General features: G+C 65.2%; 13 protein-coding genes and 1 tRNA gene. 4 read left to right on the forward strand and 10 right to left on the reverse strand.

Translation table 11 applies throughout. The annotated features are described in order from the left end of the window. Positions 1-1,260, reverse strand: coding sequence for a hydroxymethylglutaryl-CoA reductase (locus tag GRI59_RS06010; RefSeq protein WP_202390863.1), 1,260 nt, complete (start codon positions 1,258-1,260; stop codon positions 1-3). Between the two features lie 202 nt (positions 1,261-1,462). On the opposite strand from GRI59_RS06010, the gene GRI59_RS06015 reads away from it, so the two are divergent. Further along, positions 1,463-1,536 (forward strand) — tRNA-Gly (locus GRI59_RS06015). A 43-nt stretch (positions 1,537-1,579) separates the two neighbouring features. On the opposite strand, the gene GRI59_RS06020 is transcribed toward GRI59_RS06015, so the two are convergent. After that, a complete protein-coding gene (locus tag GRI59_RS06020) occupies positions 1,580-2,530 on the reverse strand; it encodes an alpha/beta hydrolase (RefSeq protein WP_160760241.1) in 951 nt (316 codons plus the stop codon). A 173-nt stretch (positions 2,531-2,703) separates the two neighbouring features. Here GRI59_RS06020 and GRI59_RS06025 point away from each other — a divergent pair, with 173 nt between their 5' ends. Then, a complete protein-coding gene (locus tag GRI59_RS06025; protein ID WP_160760242.1) occupies positions 2,704-4,137 on the forward strand; it encodes an NAD-dependent succinate-semialdehyde dehydrogenase in 1,434 nt (477 codons plus the stop codon). Positions 4,138-4,182: 45 nt separating this feature from the next. On the opposite strand, the gene GRI59_RS06030 is transcribed toward GRI59_RS06025, so the two are convergent. Together GRI59_RS06030 and GRI59_RS06035 are read right to left on the reverse strand one after the other, a co-directional pair. Then, positions 4,183-4,686 carry a nuclear transport factor 2 family protein gene (locus GRI59_RS06030; RefSeq protein WP_160760243.1) on the reverse strand — a complete coding sequence of 168 codons (504 nt, stop codon included), beginning with the start codon at positions 4,684-4,686 and terminating at the stop codon, positions 4,183-4,185. Positions 4,687-4,743: 57 nt separating this feature from the next. Further along, positions 4,744-7,110 carry a TonB-dependent receptor gene (locus tag GRI59_RS06035; protein WP_160760244.1) on the reverse strand — a complete coding sequence of 789 codons (2,367 nt, stop codon included), beginning with the start codon at positions 7,108-7,110 and terminating at the stop codon, positions 4,744-4,746. Between the two features lie 281 nt (positions 7,111-7,391). Here GRI59_RS06035 and GRI59_RS06040 point away from each other — a divergent pair, with 281 nt between their 5' ends. Continuing rightward, positions 7,392-8,885, forward strand: a complete 1,494-nt coding sequence (locus GRI59_RS06040) for a carotenoid oxygenase family protein (RefSeq protein ID WP_160760245.1) — start codon at positions 7,392-7,394, stop codon at positions 8,883-8,885. A gap of 72 nt (positions 8,886-8,957) precedes the next feature. Next, entirely contained in the window at positions 8,958-10,403 is a 1,446-nt protein-coding gene (locus GRI59_RS06045; protein WP_160760246.1) for a carotenoid oxygenase family protein, read from the forward strand. 3 nt (positions 10,404-10,406) lie between these two features. Here the strand turns inward: GRI59_RS06045 and arsH are convergent, their stop codons facing one another. The 6 genes from arsH to GRI59_RS06075 form a co-directional block, all read right to left on the reverse strand. Further along, positions 10,407-11,156 carry an arsenical resistance protein ArsH gene (arsH, locus tag GRI59_RS06050; protein WP_160760247.1) on the reverse strand — a complete coding sequence of 250 codons (750 nt, stop codon included), beginning with the start codon at positions 11,154-11,156 and terminating at the stop codon, positions 10,407-10,409. After that, entirely contained in the window at positions 11,153-12,208 is a 1,056-nt protein-coding gene (gene arsB / locus GRI59_RS06055; RefSeq protein WP_160760248.1) for an ACR3 family arsenite efflux transporter, read from the reverse strand. The genes arsH and arsB overlap by 4 nt, the downstream gene beginning before the upstream one ends. Beyond that, positions 12,205-12,714: an arsenate reductase ArsC gene (locus GRI59_RS06060; RefSeq protein ID WP_160760249.1), complete on the reverse strand. Its 510-nt coding sequence runs from the start codon at positions 12,712-12,714 to the stop codon at positions 12,205-12,207. The genes arsB and GRI59_RS06060 overlap by 4 nt, the downstream gene beginning before the upstream one ends. A gap of 7 nt (positions 12,715-12,721) precedes the next feature. Further along, positions 12,722-13,072: an ArsR/SmtB family transcription factor gene (locus tag GRI59_RS06065; protein WP_160760250.1), complete on the reverse strand. Its 351-nt coding sequence runs from the start codon at positions 13,070-13,072 to the stop codon at positions 12,722-12,724. A gap of 91 nt (positions 13,073-13,163) precedes the next feature. After that, a complete protein-coding gene (locus tag GRI59_RS06070; RefSeq protein WP_160760251.1) occupies positions 13,164-13,889 on the reverse strand; it encodes a haloacid dehalogenase type II in 726 nt (241 codons plus the stop codon). A 10-nt stretch (positions 13,890-13,899) separates the two neighbouring features. Next, on the reverse strand, positions 13,900-16,182 hold the full coding sequence (locus GRI59_RS06075; RefSeq protein WP_160760252.1) for a penicillin acylase family protein: 2,283 nt from the start codon (positions 16,180-16,182) through the stop codon (positions 13,900-13,902). Positions 16,183-16,205: the final 23 nt, after the last annotated feature.

Raw genomic sequence — 16,205 nt, forward strand, 5'->3', positions numbered from 1 at the left:
TCAGCCGCGCGTCCGGGCGAGCTTGTGGTGGGCGCTGGTGAACACCCCGCTGGCAATCGCCGCCATGATCGAAATCTCACCTGCGAGACACAGCCCGGCGGTGACCTCGGCCAAAGCCCGCGCCTTGCCGCTCCCCGCCAGCCCCATCAGTTCCAGCGCCGCGCGCTGGTGCGGCATTCCCGTGCCGCCGCCGACCGTGCCGACCATCAGATTGGGAAGCGTGACGCTCATGAACAGCGCGCCATCAGAACGCGGTTCCATCCGGGTAAAGCCGACCGCGCTCTCCGCCACGCAGGCCGCGTCCTGACCGGTGGCGATGAACAGCGCGGCGAGCCCGTTGGCGAAATGCCCCTGCGCGCCGATTTGGCCCGAGAGCGTGGCGCCCAATTGCGCCACCCGCGCATAGGCGAGCATCGTTTCGGCATCGGTGCCAAGCGTGCGGCGGATCACTTCGGTAGGCAGTGTGACGCTGGCCGAAACCTTGCGTCCGCGCCCGCCGATCAGGCCGAGGTAACTCGCCTTCTTGTCGCCGGAGAAATTGCCCTCAATGAACCAGTGCAGCGGCTGCACGGGGGTGTGCGCGATGATCCAGCGGCACATTGCCTCGGTCGCGATGGTGACCATGTTCTGGCCTGAGGCATCGCCGGTGGTGTAGCGGCATACGAGAAACACCGTGTCGCTATCGATCATCGGCTCAATCGCCTGCAGCCGCCCGTGGCGGGTGGTGGCATGAGCGGCGGCGGCAAGGTCGGCCTCGTGCCGGGTCGCCCAGGCGACGAAGCTGCCTGCCTCGGCCAGAGAGGCGAAGACGAAGGCCGGCGCGCGGGCGACATTCTCACCCAGCAGCGCTGCGCTGGTGCCGCCCGCCTGGTTGATGGCGTGGGCTCCGCGCGCATAGGAGGCGACCAGTGCGGCTTCGCTGGTGGCGAGCGGCAGCCAGTAATCCCCGCTGGCGTGCAATCCGTTGACCCTGAGCGGCCCGGCGACCCCCAGCGGCAGCGCGGTCATGCCGATCGGGTTCTCGATATTTCCGGCGCATTGGGAGAGCACCTCAAGCGCCGCGTCATCCGCCAGCGGCCCCGGAGCCGCCGCCGCCTCGCCCGTCCACCAAGCACGGATTGCGCCGATATCGACCCCGCGCCGCACCCTGAAGCGCCGCGCAGACGGCGCACCACCGCGCAGCCGCGCGCTCAAGGTGTTCGCCGCATCGGCGCCGCCCAGCGATTCGATGAAGGCAAGCAGGCGCCGGGGAAACAACACGCTTCGGGACTCCCATGTCCGGCACGCCCGGCACGTTGGCGATATAAACCACCAGAGCTTAAATTTATGCAATGACAAAGCTTCAGCGCGCTCGCCTTGCGCATGTCGCGGCAGGCAGGGCGGCAATCGCATATTGACCCGCCGCCCGGAATCATGGCAAGCGCCCCCCGCGTCTGCGAGCGGCCCGTCCGCCTCGCCCGATGCGGGTGTAGCTCAATGGTAGAGCAGAAGCTTCCCAAGCTTACGACGAGGGTTCGATTCCCTTCACCCGCTCCAGCGCTGCTGCTCCACATTCTCCGGATGATTGCACCAATGCCGGTCAGGCCACGTGGTGCCGCGTAAAGTCGACTTGCAATAGGGTGAAGGCGCTCGCCAGCGGGTTGGCGTCCATGTCGAAAGCGTGGATACCTCCTGCGACTTCCTCAAAGGACACCGCCACGCCCGCTTCGGCGAGGCGCCGCGCATAGTCGCGCACTTCGTCGAGGAAGAGATCGCAGCTGCCGACGCCCACCCATGCCGGGGGGAGGCCTGACAGATCCGCGCGGCGTGCTGCGGCGGCGTAAGGCAGCGCCTGCGCATCGCGCTTGCCGCCGAGATAGGCGGGCCAGGCAAAGCGGTTGTTGGCATTGCTCCAGATGCTGTGGCGCGGGGTATCGAGTTCGCGGCGCTGCGCGGTGCGATCATCCAGCATCGGGTAGATCAACAACTGTGCGGCGGGCTGCTGGCCGCCTTCATCATGGATACGGTGCACCAGATTGGCTGCAAGGCCGCCGCCTGCACTGTAGCCGCCAATCACGATCTTTACCGGGTCGATCCCCAAGGCCTCGGCGCGGGCCAGCACGCGGTGCCATGCCGCGTGGCCATCATCCAGCGCGGCGGGAAACGGGGCTTGGGGTGCGAGCCGGTAGGCCGGGCAGATCACCGGCACGCCCAGTGTCTTGGCGAACATGGCGGCCTTAGGGAATATGTCCTCGGGCCGTCCGAACACGAAGCCGCCACCGTGAAACAGGATCAGCGCGCCATCGCCTCTGCGCGTATCGGGCGTGATGATCGCGATGCGCTCTCCGCCGGAATGGTCATAGGAAAGGCTGACACCGGCAGGATCAAACGGCGGGCGCACCAAGCGTCCCAGCAGCCGGAGCAGCCGGTAGGTGAAGCGGTTGACCACCAGTTTGCCGAGCTTCTTGTCGAGCGCCGCCAGTTCGGGCGCGATTGGCGGCGGATTGGCGGAACTGTGCGGGTGCGGGTCCGTCTGTGCGCTGATCGTCATCGGGAGCCCCTCTGCCACTGGTGGAGCACCGTAGCCCTGCCGCCGCCGGGCGTGCAAGCTATCCTCTCTGACAGGCGTGGGCCCGATCACCTGTGCAAAATACACAGGTCTCTTGGCTCCGCTCATCGGCTAGGCGGGACATGATCGCAGCGCCCCAACCAACAGGACCGGCCATGACCCAGGAATACACTTCGGATCTTGCGCTTTTCATCAATGGCAGCTGGCGCAGCGGGCAGGGGCGGGAGACCTTGCGTGTGCTCAACCCTGCGCTCGGGTCAGGGATTGCCGATCTGCCGGTGGCGACCGCGGCTGATCTTGAAGAAGCGCTCGCCGCCGCCGAGCAGGGCTTCAAAGAGTGGCGCATGGTCGATGTCGATACGCGCGGGGCGATCTTGCGCAAGGCGGCGGCGCTCATCCGTGAGCGGGCCCCGGCCATGGCGCTGCTGCTGACCACTGAACAGGGTAAGCCGAAGGCCGAGGCGCTGGGCGAAATCATGGGCGCGGCGTCGTTCTTCGACTTCTACGCCGAAGAGGCCAAGCGCGCCTATGGCCGGGTGCTGGTGCGGCCCACCGGCCAGCGGGCGATGGTGCTGAAACAGCCGGTCGGCCCGGTGGCGGTGTTCACGCCGTGGAATTTCCCGGTCTACATGCTCGCCAAGAAGCTCGCACCCGCGCTGGCGGCGGGCTGTTCGGTGATTGCCAAGCCGGCCGAGGAATGCCCGGCCTCGTCTTCGGCGCTGATGCGGTGCCTGCTGGATGCCGGGGTTCCGGCCAATGCGGCGCAGCTGGTATTCGGCGTGCCCGACATGATCAGCCGCACGCTGATTGCCTCGCCCATCATCCGCAAGATCAGCTTCACCGGCTCGGCTGCGGTGGGCAAGCACTTGATGCGGCTCGCGGCGGACGGGTTGAAGCGGATCACGATGGAGCTGGGCGGCCACGCGCCGGTGCTGGTGTTCGATGATGTCGATCTTCCCAAAGTGCTCGATGTGCTGGTGGCGCAGAAGTTCCGCAATGCCGGGCAGGTTTGCGTCGCGCCGACGCGCTTCTATGTGCAGGAGCGGATTTACGAGGCCTTCCTCACCGGCTTTGCCGAGCGCGCGGCGGCGCTCAAGGTCGGCAATGGGCTGGAGGACGGGGTGCAGATGGGCCCGCTCGCCAACCCGCGCCGCCCGGCTGCGCTCACCAGCCTGATCGGCAATGCGACCGCCCACGGCAGTCGGCTGCTGACGGGCGGTGCAGCCTATGGCGAAGGGTTCTTCTTCCAGCCCACCCTAATCGCCGATGTGCCCAACGAAGCTGCGATCATGAACACCGAGCCGTTCGGCCCTGTCGCCGTCACCCGGCCTTTCGCCACGTTCGACGATGCGATTGCCGAAGCCAACCGCGGACCGTTCGGCCTTGCCGCCTTCGCCTTCACCAATGATCTGCGCACTGCCAATCTGGTGGGTGACGCGCTGGAGGCGGGGATGGTCGGGATTAACAGCTTTGCGATCTCGGTGGCGGATGCGCCGTTTGGCGGGGTCAAGGAATCAGGTTTCGGCAGTGAAGGCGGTTCGGAAGGGCTTGATAGCTACATGGTGGTCAAGGCGATCCACCAGGCCTGAGGGTAGACGTGCAGGTCAGGGGCTAGCCGCGCCGATCGCTTGAAATTAGGCGTAGGAGAGGTCTTCGCGGTCAGCCCGGCCGAATGCCATCGGCCCGGGATCGGCACGGTCGAAATTGTCGGTGGAAGCGCCGGTGCGGTTCCAGTCATAGACCGCGTGACGGCGCAGCACTTTCCACACACCCTCGCGCCGTTCGAAGGTATCGAGGTAACGCCCGGCAGCCACCATGAAAAGATCGCCATCGGGGCCTGCCAGAGTGTGGTGGGCGATGAAATAGCTCTCCCCCACCGCGCGGTCGCCGTCGACCGCGATCAGGCTTTGGCCGATCACGTGGTGGGTCTGCTTCATCGTCGCGAGCAAGGGCATAACCCACGCGACAAATTCCGTCGCCGTGCCGCTGAACAGGCCGTGGTCGTCGGTCGCATCGGGGTGGAACAGGCTGGCCAGCAGTGCGGCATCGCGCCGGTCAATCGCCCGCGCCATCTTGGCCACCAGCTCGACGCATTCAAGCTTGTCCGCCGCCAGCGCCAGTCGGGATTGCGTGTCCATCTGCCGCCCTCCTCTGCGCAAGGCGGGCCCGGACGCGAGCGCCCGGGCCGCTTTGCTTTAGAACTCGATGCTCAGTTCGACGCCGCCTTCGCGGTTGGCGCTGACCACACCGAAGTAGAACACCCCGGCATCAAGCGTGTTGGTGATGCGATTGCCCTTGTTGAGCAGATCGCGGCCATAGACGGCGATCCGCAGGCGCTTGAAGCTGTCTCCCGAGTGAATGAACGCGAGCGAGGCATCCAGAGTGGTGTGCGCAGCGATGGTATCCCGGTTGCGCCCGGCCGGGTCACGCCGCGGCGATGTGAAGAAGTCATCGAGATAGGCAAGGTTGGTGTTGAAGTTGATGCTGTTGCGATCATCCAACGCCTTGTCGTAGTCGAGACCGACATTGCCCGACCACTTCGGCGCACGGCGGAAATTCGCGACGTTTGTGATGTCGACGAATTGGCCGGGGTTGGCGAGATTGGGGATCAGGAAGTCGTCATACTTGGCCGAGAGGTATGCCCCTGCTGCCCGGAAGGTCAGTTCAGGCGTGGCCCGGGCGATCAGTTCAAGCTCGATCCCCTTGGTCTCCGCGCTGGCGGCGTTGTCGACGATGGTTTCGGTCCCGCCGCCCGTGGCCGGACGGATGATTTCTTCCTGCTTGTCGTTGTACTTCACAATGAACGCGGCGGCGTTGAGCTGAACCTTGCCATCGGCAAATTCGGTCTTGGCGCCCACTTCGAAGCTGTCGACGGTTTCAGGCTCGTACGGGCCGATCGCAGCGGCGGTGGTGGCGCGGCCGTTCCAGCCGCCGGAGCGGAAGCCCCGTGACCAGCTGCCGTAGATCAGCGTATCGTCGGTCGGCTTCCAGTCGAGGATCACGCGCCAGGTCGGATCGCGCCAGGTCTTCTTGCCATCCGCGCTGAAGGGCACGGCGAGGGTCTGGTCGAGCTCGAACTCCTTGGTCTCGATCGTGTAGCGCCCGCCTGCGGTCAGGCGGATATTGTCGCTCAACTTGAAGATCGATTCTGCGAACACCGCGAAGGACCGCAGATCCTGCGCTGCCGTCGCGCTCTGGATCGGCACATTGATCGCGGTCGGCGCGGGCACCGCCGGCGGGAACAGCGGCACGGCAAGATAGGCAAGGCCACCGCGCGTGCCGTTGAACAGGTTAGGCCGGATCGAATAGCTGGTGTTGAGGTAATAAACCCCGGCCACGATATCCATCCAATCGGTAATGTCGCCCGCGACGCGGATTTCCTGGCTGAACTGCTTGTAATCCTGATCGCGCGCGGCGACGAACAGCGGCACGCCTGCCCCCGGCACTCCGGTATAGGAGACCGGCGGCGTCCCGGTGTTTTCTTCGAGCAGCTGGTCGTTGGATTTGCGGAAGCCGGTGATCGCCGTGACGTTGAAATTGCCGACCTTGCCGTTCATTTCGAGGCTGGCGGCCCAGCCTTCGAAGAAGCTTTCAAACGGGATGCTGGTGTTGGCGAGCCGGAAGTTCTCGGTCGCCTGCCGCACCGCGCCCTGCGTGTCGCAGCCCAGATCGCCGAGGCCGATGGCGCGGGTGTAGTCGCAGATGTTCCCGCCCGCGCCGAACGCCAGGCCGGAGGCGCGCGTCAGGTTGATCGCGGTGGGAAACTTAGAACGGTCCTTGTTGTAGGCAACACTCGCCAGGGCGGTGAAGTCGCCGAGTTCGAGCAGCGCCGTGGCGCTGATGTTGTAGATGTCGCGACCGTCTTCGCGTTCGTTGGTGTAGCGGTTGATGGTCGGCGAATCCGACGTGCGGCGCAGACCTGCAAGCTTGATCGACAGGGCATCGCCGATCTGGGGCAGGTTGAGCACGCCTTCGAGATCGAGCGCGTTGAAGCTGCCATAGCGCGCCTTGAACTTGCCGCCGAGCTCGCCAGTGGGGCGGGTATGGCGCACGCTGATGGTGCCGCCAATGGTATTGCGCCCGAACAAAGTGCCCTGCGGCCCGCGCAATACTTCGATCGATTCCAGATCGTCGAAGTCGATATTGGCACCGGTGTTTGTGCCGAGGAACACGCCGTCGATCACCACGCCGATGGCGGGGTCGAAGGTCTTTTCAAGGTCCGCAAAGCTGATCCCGCGGATCGACGCGCCGAGCGCCTGACCACTGAAATTGATCCGGCTCAGCTGCACGTTGGGCAGCAGGCGTTGCAGGCTGTTGACGTCGGTTATGACGACCTGTTCGATCGATTGGGCCGAGACAGCGCTGATCGCAATCGGGGTGTCTTGCAGGGTCTCCGTCCGGAACCGCGCGGTAACGACGATTTCCTTGATCGAATCGTCATCCGGCGCTGCTTCCTGCGCCGCAGGATCGGCCGTCTGCGCGAAAGCCGTCGTCGCTGACAGGGCTGTGCTCAGAAGGGCCGCCCGAAGGAACGTCCGTCGCGCTCTGGTCGTCAATGTCATCCTACTCTCCCCAAGATGAAATTCTTTTGAGCCTTTGTCTTGCAGCGCAGAGCGCGCTGCCGCGGCTTTAATTGCAAGAATTGCATAGTATCACGGCACCAGCGGCAACTGTCCAAATTGAGCGGGTGGCCTTGTCAGCCAAGTTGCCGTTACGGTTCGGCGGTTTTGACCTGTCTACTGGGGTCATGCACCTGATATTTCTGGGGGCAGTGGGCACTTGTAATATTGCTATAACTGCAATGAAATTGATCTAGCGCGTCTTCGAAAAAGAGGCTCCAGCCATGAATGCACCCGGCACAATCCTCCCGCCAAACGGGGCCGATCCTTATGGCCACCCCGGGTTTGACCCGGTGCATACGGAACTGCGCGGCGTGCCGCTGGCGATCGAGGGGGAATTGCCGCCAGAACTTGACGGCGTGTTCCTGCGCAATGGCACCAATGCGCGATTTCCCCCGCGCCGCCGCCGCCACATGTTCGATGGCGAGGCAATGCTCCACATGATCGAATTGCGCGGCGGAGAGGCGCGCTATTCCAACACCTATGTCCGCACGCCGCGCTCGGCCTGGATCGAGCAGGCGGGGCGCAACCCCTTCATGGGGATCGCCGATCTCACCAGCGGCGGCAAGGGCGCGCTCGCCGGGCTGATGGTGGAGCGGCTAAAGGTCCGCTTCGGTCTACTACCTCGCCTCAGCGCAATCGAAGCGGGCAGCAATGGCACGGCGGTGCTGCACCATGACGACCGGCTCTACTGCTTGCAAGAGACGGCGCTGCCGTTCCGGCTCGATGTGGCGCGCGATGCGCAAGGCTGGCTGACGCTCGACGGGCGCGGCGCCAACGAGACCTTCGGCGGCACACTCACCTGCCCCTTCAGCGCCCACCCCAAGACAGATGAGACGACCGGCACGGTCTATTCGATCGGGCAGGATTTCACCGCGGGAACGACGCACCTCACCCGGCTGGAGCGCGGCGGGGCGATCAGCACCAGCACCGTAATGCACTCAAAGCCCGCCGCCTTCTTCGTGCATGATTATATCCTGACAGACACGCACATCATCTTCCCCGACAGCTCGCTGCGCTTCAATCCCGGCGGGCTCGCGGGGCCGGGGGCGAGCGTGGCGCAGTTCGATGCCAAGCAGCCCCTGCGCTTCGGCGTGATCGCGCGCGACCACCGCGAAGGCGATCCGGTGCGCTGGTTCGAGACCGCCGTGCCCGGCCATATCTGGCACATCGCCAATGGCTGGGAAGCGGACGGCGCGCTGCATATCTACGCCCCGGTGTTCCGCGACTATCCGCCGTTCATGCCGATCCATACCCCGGCGGAGCCCCACACGCAATTCGTCCACTGGCGGCTCGATCTGGCGAGCGGGGAGGTGACCGAGCGTGTGCTGCTCGATCACCATTACGAACGCCCCGGCATCGACTGGCGCCGCCATGGCGAGCGGGCGCGCTACACCTGGCTGCTTGATGAAGCGGGCGGCGTGATGGGGCAGGGCGTGCTCAAGTACGACCTCTTTGAGGAGCGCGAGGCCGGGTATCTCGATTACGGCGGGCTGCTCGGCGGCGAGCCGGTGTTCGTGCCGCGCGGGGAGGGTAAAGGCGAGGATGAAGGCTGGCTGGTCGACCTGCTCGCCGATGGCACGCGCGCGGTCCTGATCGTCGCCGACGCCGCCACCATGACCGAGCAATGCCGCATCCCGCTGCCCCAGCCCGTGCCGTACGGCGTCCACGCCCTGTGGCTGGATCGCGCCGCGACCGATGCCCTCATCGCGGGCTGAGATGCCCCTCATAATGCTAGCAGAAGGCTGCCTCCCGCTGTGGCAGCTTCTCCCCAAACCGGAGCAGGAACCATGACTCAGCCGTTCTTCAATCACCCCTACCTGTCGGGCCATCACGAGCCAGTGCGGTTTGAAGCGACCGCGCCCGATCTGATTGTCGATGGCGATCTCCCGGCGGATCTCGCCGGCGTGTTCTACCGCAACGGGCCAGAGCCGCTCTATCCGACGCGCGAGGGGGATTATCACTGGTTTGACGGCGACGGCATGGTCTACGCCATGCATTTTCAGGACGGGCGCGTGTCCTTGCGCAATCGCTGGGTGCGCACCGAGAAGTTCGAGCTGGAGAAAGCCGCTGGTCGTCGGCTCTTCGGGATGTTCGGCAACCCGATGACGTCCGATCCGCAGGTGCAGGGCAAGCATTACAACACTGGCAATACCAACATCATCCTGCACGGTGGCAAGCTGCTCGCGCTGATGGAAGGTTCGCAGCCGGTGGCGATGGACCCGTTCGAGCTGACGACACTGGGCGTGCATGATTATGACGGCACAATCGCCTCGACCTTCTCGGCCCACCCCAAGATCGATTATGCCACCGGCGAGCTGGTGAACATCGGCGCCAACATCAACGGCTGGACCGGGGAAGCCGCGCTGCAATACACCATCACCACCGCCGAGGGCGTGGTGCGCCATGCGGTGACGCTGCCGATACCGCACTTCGCGCTGATCCACACCTTCTTCCTCACCGAAAACTGGGTAGTGATCCCGGTGGTGCCGCTCGATACCGACATCCAGCGCGGGATGCGCGGCGGGCCGATGACCGCGTGGAACACAGGCCGCCCGACCAAGCTCGCGATCCTCCCGCGTGAAGGCACGGCGGATGATGTGCGCTGGTTTGAGTTCGACCCGCGCCACATGTTCCACGAATGCAATGCCTGGGAGGAAAACGGCCAGATCATCGCCGATGTCGCCGCTGCCAACGGCACGGCGCTGTTCCCCGATCAGGATGGCAACTGGCTGACCCACGCGGACACCAAGATGTCGCTGCGCCGCTGGACCATCGACATTGCCGGGGCGAGCATGAAGGAAGAAACCCTCAATGATCGCGACATCCAGTTCCCGCGTCCCGATGACCGGATGATGGCGCGCAAGACCCGCCACGCCTATGGCAACATGAACCTCTATTCGGTCGATGGCCGGGTCGACGGGATGGACGCGGTGCTGCATTTCGACACAGCGAGCGGCAAGGAGGATTTCTACCACTTCGGCCCCGGCTCTGCCGCAGGCGAGCTGGTCTTCGCCCCGCGCGTCGGCGCGACCCACGAGGCTGATGGCTATGCGATGACCCTGGTGCATCGCGCCAATTCGCCCACCAGCGAACTCGCGATCTTCGCTGCTACCGATATTGCCGCAGGGCCAATCGCGACGGTGCGCATCCCCTTCCGGGTGCCGTCAGGCTTCCATTGCAATTACTATTCGGCGGACAATCCGTTTTACGAAGCGGTGGCGAACGCGGGGTAGCGCCTAGGCCCCAGTGATCCCTGCCGCATCAGCCGGGGTTTCGACTGGCGTGCCTTGGTCCTTGCGCTCGGAGTAGCGATCCACCAACTGCTCGGCATGGGGTCGCAGCAGGACAGTGAAGCGCACCAGTTCCTCGACCACGTCGACGATCCGGTCGTAATAGCTCGACGGGTTCATCCGCCCGGCCTCGTCGAATTCCAGATAGGCTTTGGCGACCGAGGACTGGTTGGGGATAGTGAACATCCGCATCCAACGCCCGAGAATGCGCAGGGTGTTGACGCTGTTGAAGCTCTGCGATCCGGCGCAAACCTGCATCACCGCCAGCGTGCGCCCCTGCGTCGGGCGCAGGCCCTGATAGGCGAGCGGCAGGTGGTCGATCTGGGTTTTCATGATCCCGGTGATCTGGCCGTGGCGTTCGGGGCTGCACCACACCTGCCCTTCGGACCACAGCGAGTGTTCGCGCAATTCGTGCACCGCCGGATGATCGTCGCCCGCGATAGCGTCCGGCATCGGCAGATCGCGCGGATCGAAGATACGGGTCTCGCACCCGTAGAATTGCAGCAGCCGCGCCGCCTCCTCGACCACGAGCCGCGAAAAGGACCGCTCACGCAAGGAGCCGTAGAGCAGCAGGATGCGCGGCGGCGGATCAAGCGGGCCGAGGCCGAGCGCCGGGCGGAGATGCGCGTATTCCGGCTTCAGCGCGGGCAAATGCGCCGGATCGGGCAGGGTTCTGAGCCACTGATATTCGGTCATGCTGGGGTTCCCGGAAATTGCGCGCGGGTGCGGTTGGCGAAGGCGACCAGCGACAGCATCACCGGCACCTCGACCAGCACACCCACCACCGTCGCCAAGGCCGCGCCGCTCGACAGCCCGAACAGCCCGATGGCGACCGCGACTGCGAGCTCGAAGAAATTGGACGTGCCGATCAACGCGCAGGGCGCTGCGATATTGTGCGGCACCTTCCACGCAAAGGCCCAGGCATAGGCGATGGCGAAGATGCCATAGGACTGGATGATGATCGGGATCGCGATCAGCACGATCAGCAGCGGATTGGAGACAATCGTGCCCGCCTGAAATGCGAACAACAGCACCACGGTCGCCAGCAGGCCGATCACCGACCACGGCTTCAGCTTGGCAGTAAAGGCGTCAACCGCCGCGTCGTCGCCGCCATGCGCAGCAATGACGCGGCTGCGGGTGAAGGCTCCGGCGACCAGCGGGATCACCACATAGAGCACCACCGACAGAAGCAGCGTCTCCCACGGCACAACAATGTCGGTCACGCCCAGCAGCAGCGCCACGATCGGCGCAAAGGCGATGATCATGACGAGATCGTTCACCGACACCTGCACCAGCGTGTAGGCGGGATCACCCCGCGTCATCTGCGCCCAGACGAACACCATCGCGGTGCAGGGCGCAGCGCCCAGCAGGATCAGCCCGGCGATGTATTGCTGAGCGTCGCCGCGCGGCAGGATCCCGGCATAGAGATAGTCGAAGAACAGCACCGCGAGCGCCGCCATTGTGAAGGGCTTGATCAGCCAGTTGATCACCAGCGTGATGACGAGGCCCTTGGGCTTGCGGCCGATGTCACGAATGCTGCTGAAATCGACCCCGACCATCATCGGGAAAATCATCGCCCAAATCAGCACCGCGACCACCAGATTGACCGAGGCATATTCGAGTCCGGCAAGGACGCCGACCGCGTCTGGCGCCGTCATGCCCAACCCCAGCCCAGCCAGAATGGCGAGCAGCACCCAGACCGAAAGGTAACGCTCGAACAGGCCGAGCGGTGATGCGTCCGCGCTCATGCCGCAGCCCCTTCTAGCGCGCCAATGTCGGCAAGCGCAGCCTTCAGCGCGGGTGTGCTGAGCGCCGCTCTGTCGAGCGCAAGGAATGCCCGCACCCGCATTTCCAGCAAGCGCCAAGTTTCCTCGAAGGCGGCATCCACTTCGGCTTCGGTGCCGGAGACGTCTGCCGGATCGGGCAGGCCCCAATGGGCTTTAAGCGGGCTGCCGAGGAACACCGGACAGGCTTCGCCCGCGGCATTGCCGCACACGGTGATCGCCAGATCGATCCGCGGCGCGCCAGGGGCCGTGAACTCGTCCCAGCTTTTCGACCGGAAGGCGGCGGTGTCGATCCCGCGCCGCGCCAGCAGCCTGAGCGCGCCCGGATGCGGAACGCCCTTGGGCCTGCTACCTGCGCTGAAGGCCCGCGCCCGGCCTTGGCCGAGATGGTTGAACAGTGCTTCGCCGAGGATCGAGCGGGCCGAATTGCCGGTGCACAGGACCAGCACAGTGAAAGGGGTGTCGGTCATCCTGTCCTCAGCCGTGGGGTTCGCAGGCCAGTCCGGCCATCAGATCGGAGCACATTTCGGGTGCGCCTTGGCAGCAGTCCTGCATCAGGAAAGTGAGTAGGCGGCGCATTCCGGGATAATCGGCGCGGTAGTGGATCAGGCGACTTTCGCGCTCGGACTGCACCAGCCCGGCGCGCTCGAGCGTCGCCAGATGATGCGACATGGTCGAGGGCGGCACGCCCTGATGTTCGGCAATTGCGCCAGCGATCATGCCATCAGGGCCGGCCTTGACCAGCATCCGAAACACCGCGAGCCGCGTTTCGTGGGCGAGCGCACCCAGCGCATCCACCGCCCAGACCTGCGTGCCAAGATCGTCCATTACGCTACCTTTCGAGAATGATCGAAATAACTCAGGCCACGCCCGAGTCAATCCTCATTTCGAAAGTTATCGAATTGACGGTGCCGGTAGCTCAGCAACCCAGTTGATCGGCAAGGTCGGTCAGGCTGGTGGCGGACCATTCCCAAGTCTGGATGTAATCGGCATCGGGTGCCGGCGCGCCGCCATATTCGTCCGGGCGGTCGACATAGGCAGTCAGCAATCCGCAGGCGCGGGCGGCAGCAAGATCGCCGTGGTGCGCGGCGACGAGGCTGAGCTCGCCCGGCGCAATGCCCAGCAGTTCGGCGGTGCGCAGGTAGGCTCGGGGATCGGGCTTGTAAGCTCCGCTCACCTCCGCGCCGAGGATCGCGTCCCACGGCAACCCGCCATGCCGGGCCATCGCCACCAGCAGCGCGACATTGCCGTTCGACAGCGTGACAATCGGAAACCGCGTCTTGAGCCGGGTCAGCCCCGCCACCGCATCGGGCCACGGGTCGAGCCGGTGCCACGCCCGGTTCCAGTCGGCCAGCAGCGCCTCGTCGATCCGGCCGGGATCCACGCTCCATTCGCGCAAGGTCGCCTCGAGCATTTCGCGGTGAAGCACGTCGAGCGGGACGAAGGCCCGGCCCGATTTCTTCATCCCGATCATCGCCGCGATATATTGCCGGCGCCAGGCATCGGCGAAGGCTGCGGCGGTGCCGGGGTCCTGTCCAATCCGCTCCAGAAACACGGCGGATTCGCGCGTGACGCTCGTGCGCCAGTCGACCACCGTGCCGAACACATCGAAGGCGAGGGCTTTGGGCAGAGTGGGTTCTGGCATGGTGCCCGGTCTATTCGGCGATGCGCTTGGGTTTGCTGATTGCTGCGGCGGCGATCTCGGCCTTGCCAAACGGCAAGCGGTGCCACTGCTTGGCGGCATAGGCGCGGGTCTGATCGGCGGCGTGGGGCGAGGCGGGGTTGGTCGATTGCGAATAGCTCAGGATGGCGTCCGCCACCGGGCCTTTGTCATCGAAGCCAACGATCTGGATATAGCTCGTCCCATGCACCGGCATCAGCCCGCCATAGGGGGCGGGGCGGGATTCCTGCATGTTGAGAATGCCGAGCGTGCCGGGGCCGCCGTGGATCGCGATGGCGTCGTTCCCCGCCATGACCCGCTGCACGTCGCCCCACGGCGCATCGAGCGGGATGTTGGCCTTGTCGAGGTCAGCCACGGCTTCAGCCAGCGCTGTGAGCAGTTTCTCGCCCTTGGCCCCATCAACCGCCAGTGCGCGCGGGGTGTTTACCGGATCGGCGGGATCAAACGGCACCTGCCACAGGCCGGGCAAGCGGCCTGCCTTGGCCCAGAAGGCGCGGAACAGCGCTGCGCCGCGGCTCGTCGCTTCGAAGCGGCGATCCCATCCAGCCAAGGCATTGCAGCCGCGCACCGCCGTATCCGGCAGCCCTTCGGTCACGGTGCACAGCACCTTGATCTCGTCCAGCGTCATATCCGCGGCGAGGCTCTTGTTCGCGAAGGCGTGGGCCTGCGCGCGGGCATGGTCCACCTTGCCGCCCGCCAGCAGCGCCGCCGTCTCCGTGAAGTTCGAACGGGTGCGCAGGCTGCGCGCGGTGCCATATTCGCCAAGGATCGGCGACAGCTGGCGATGCGGCATCGCCGGGTTGCTGATCCAGTAGGAATCGTTCGAATTGGTGAGGTAGCTGCGCACGATGGTCGCCGCCTGATCGCCCGCGGGCATCAGGCCGGGAGTGGGAGTGCCTGCCGCCACATCCCAGTCGCAGGCCTCACGCGTGCCGTCGAGCAGCACGGCGAGTTCCGCGAACAGGCCCGAGATCGGTGTCGAGCAGGTCTTGATCTTGTCTGCCGAGACATTCGGCACCGCGGTCACATCGGCGTGCAGCGCGTCGCCGTAACGGTCAGACGCGATGGTGTTGACCCAGGGGATGCCGAGCGTTTCGGTCACCGCAGCCTTCACTTCGCCGACATTCTTCGCCTCACCGATGCGCAGCCAGGTCTCGATCCCGCGCTGGTTGCTGCGATTGGCATCGCGCACCGCAAAGGCCGTCGCGGCGCTCCAGGTGACGCCGCGCGCGGGGATCACGAAAACCGGGCCGAAGCGGGTGCTATACAGCGTGCGGGTGACGGCGGGCGTACCTTCGGGCATCGGCACGGTCACGGTCTGGCTCGTCATCGGCGTGCTGGTCCCATCGACCATGTAGCGGGTCGGGTCCGCCGGATCGAGCGTCAGCTGGAACAGGGTGAAGTGCTTGGCCTGCGTGACGGTATGGGTCCAGGCGATGTCCTTGTTGAAGCCCAGCGTCGGCAGCGGCGTGCCCGCTAGGCCCACCCCCATGACGTCATAGCCATCCGGCCCGGTCACATGCATCTGCCAGAAGCGGCTGGGGCCTTTCCATGGGAAGTGCGGATTGCCGATCAGCATCCCGCGTCCATCCGCTGTCACATCCCCGCCGAAGGCCCAGCCATTGCTGCCGAGGCCGAGCTCGTCAGGCTTGGGCATAGTGATCGAAACCTTGGGGGCGGGGCTGCCGGGAGGGGCGGCATTGGCAATCGCGGGCGCGAGGTTAAGCGAGCTGGCAAGCAGCATCTGCTTTTCATTCAGCCGCAGCATATCGTCGCGCGTGATCGGTCGGACCCAGGCCTTGCCGCGGCATTCGGCCGGGATGCCGTCTGCTCCGGCATCCTTGAGGAAGCGGTTATAGCCCGCGACATAACCGTCCAGGAGGCCGATGACGCGCGGGGTCAACGTCTTGGCCCCTTCACGCAGCGTCGGCAGATCGATGATCGTGCGGAAAAACACGTCGGAGGAAAGGTTGTCGACCTGCTCGAACCCCAGCGTGGCTGCGGCTTGCGGCCCGAAATGGAGCGAGCGTTCGCCCGCTACGGTGGCGAATTCCTCGGCCAGCAGGCACAGATTGTCCTCGGCATAGGCATAGGCGACGCCGTAGCCGACACCGCGCCAGTCGCGCGCTTTGATATGCGGGATGCCGAAGGTGGTGCGGGTGATGGTCGCCGCAAAGCGCGGCTTCGCGAGCGCCTCGATGGCCGGAGCCGCCACCAGCACCGCAGCCGCTGCCGTCCACACAAGGTTCCGCTTCATTATCGCTCTCCCATCACCCGTTT

It is taken from the genome of Erythrobacter ramosus (assembly GCF_009828055.1).
In the GTDB taxonomy this organism is placed as follows: domain Bacteria; phylum Pseudomonadota; class Alphaproteobacteria; order Sphingomonadales; family Sphingomonadaceae; genus Erythrobacter; species Erythrobacter ramosus.

Excerpts from the sequence above, each read along its gene's own strand:
- arsB (WP_160760248.1), bottom strand. The coding sequence starts at position 12,208 with ATGAGCGCGGACGCATCACCGCTCGGCCTGTTCGAGCGTTACCTTTCG.
- GRI59_RS06025 (WP_160760242.1), top strand. The coding sequence starts at position 2,704 with ATGACCCAGGAATACACTTCGGATCTTGCGCTTTTCATCAATGGCAGC.
- GRI59_RS06040 (WP_160760245.1), top strand. The coding sequence starts at position 7,392 with ATGAATGCACCCGGCACAATCCTCCCGCCAAACGGGGCCGATCCTTAT.
- GRI59_RS06030 (WP_160760243.1), bottom strand. The coding sequence starts at position 4,686 with ATGGACACGCAATCCCGACTGGCGCTGGCGGCGGACAAGCTTGAATGC.
- arsH (WP_160760247.1), bottom strand. The coding sequence starts at position 11,156 with ATGACCGAATATCAGTGGCTCAGAACCCTGCCCGATCCGGCGCATTTG.
- GRI59_RS06065 (WP_160760250.1), bottom strand. The coding sequence starts at position 13,072 with ATGGACGATCTTGGCACGCAGGTCTGGGCGGTGGATGCGCTGGGTGCG.
- GRI59_RS06060 (WP_160760249.1), bottom strand. The coding sequence starts at position 12,714 with ATGACCGACACCCCTTTCACTGTGCTGGTCCTGTGCACCGGCAATTCG.
- GRI59_RS06035 (WP_160760244.1), bottom strand. The coding sequence starts at position 7,110 with ATGACATTGACGACCAGAGCGCGACGGACGTTCCTTCGGGCGGCCCTT.
- GRI59_RS06070 (WP_160760251.1), bottom strand. The coding sequence starts at position 13,889 with ATGCCAGAACCCACTCTGCCCAAAGCCCTCGCCTTCGATGTGTTCGGC.
- GRI59_RS06045 (WP_160760246.1), top strand. The coding sequence starts at position 8,958 with ATGACTCAGCCGTTCTTCAATCACCCCTACCTGTCGGGCCATCACGAG.
- GRI59_RS06020 (WP_160760241.1), bottom strand. The coding sequence starts at position 2,530 with ATGACGATCAGCGCACAGACGGACCCGCACCCGCACAGTTCCGCCAAT.
- GRI59_RS06075 (WP_160760252.1), bottom strand. The coding sequence starts at position 16,182 with ATGAAGCGGAACCTTGTGTGGACGGCAGCGGCTGCGGTGCTGGTGGCG.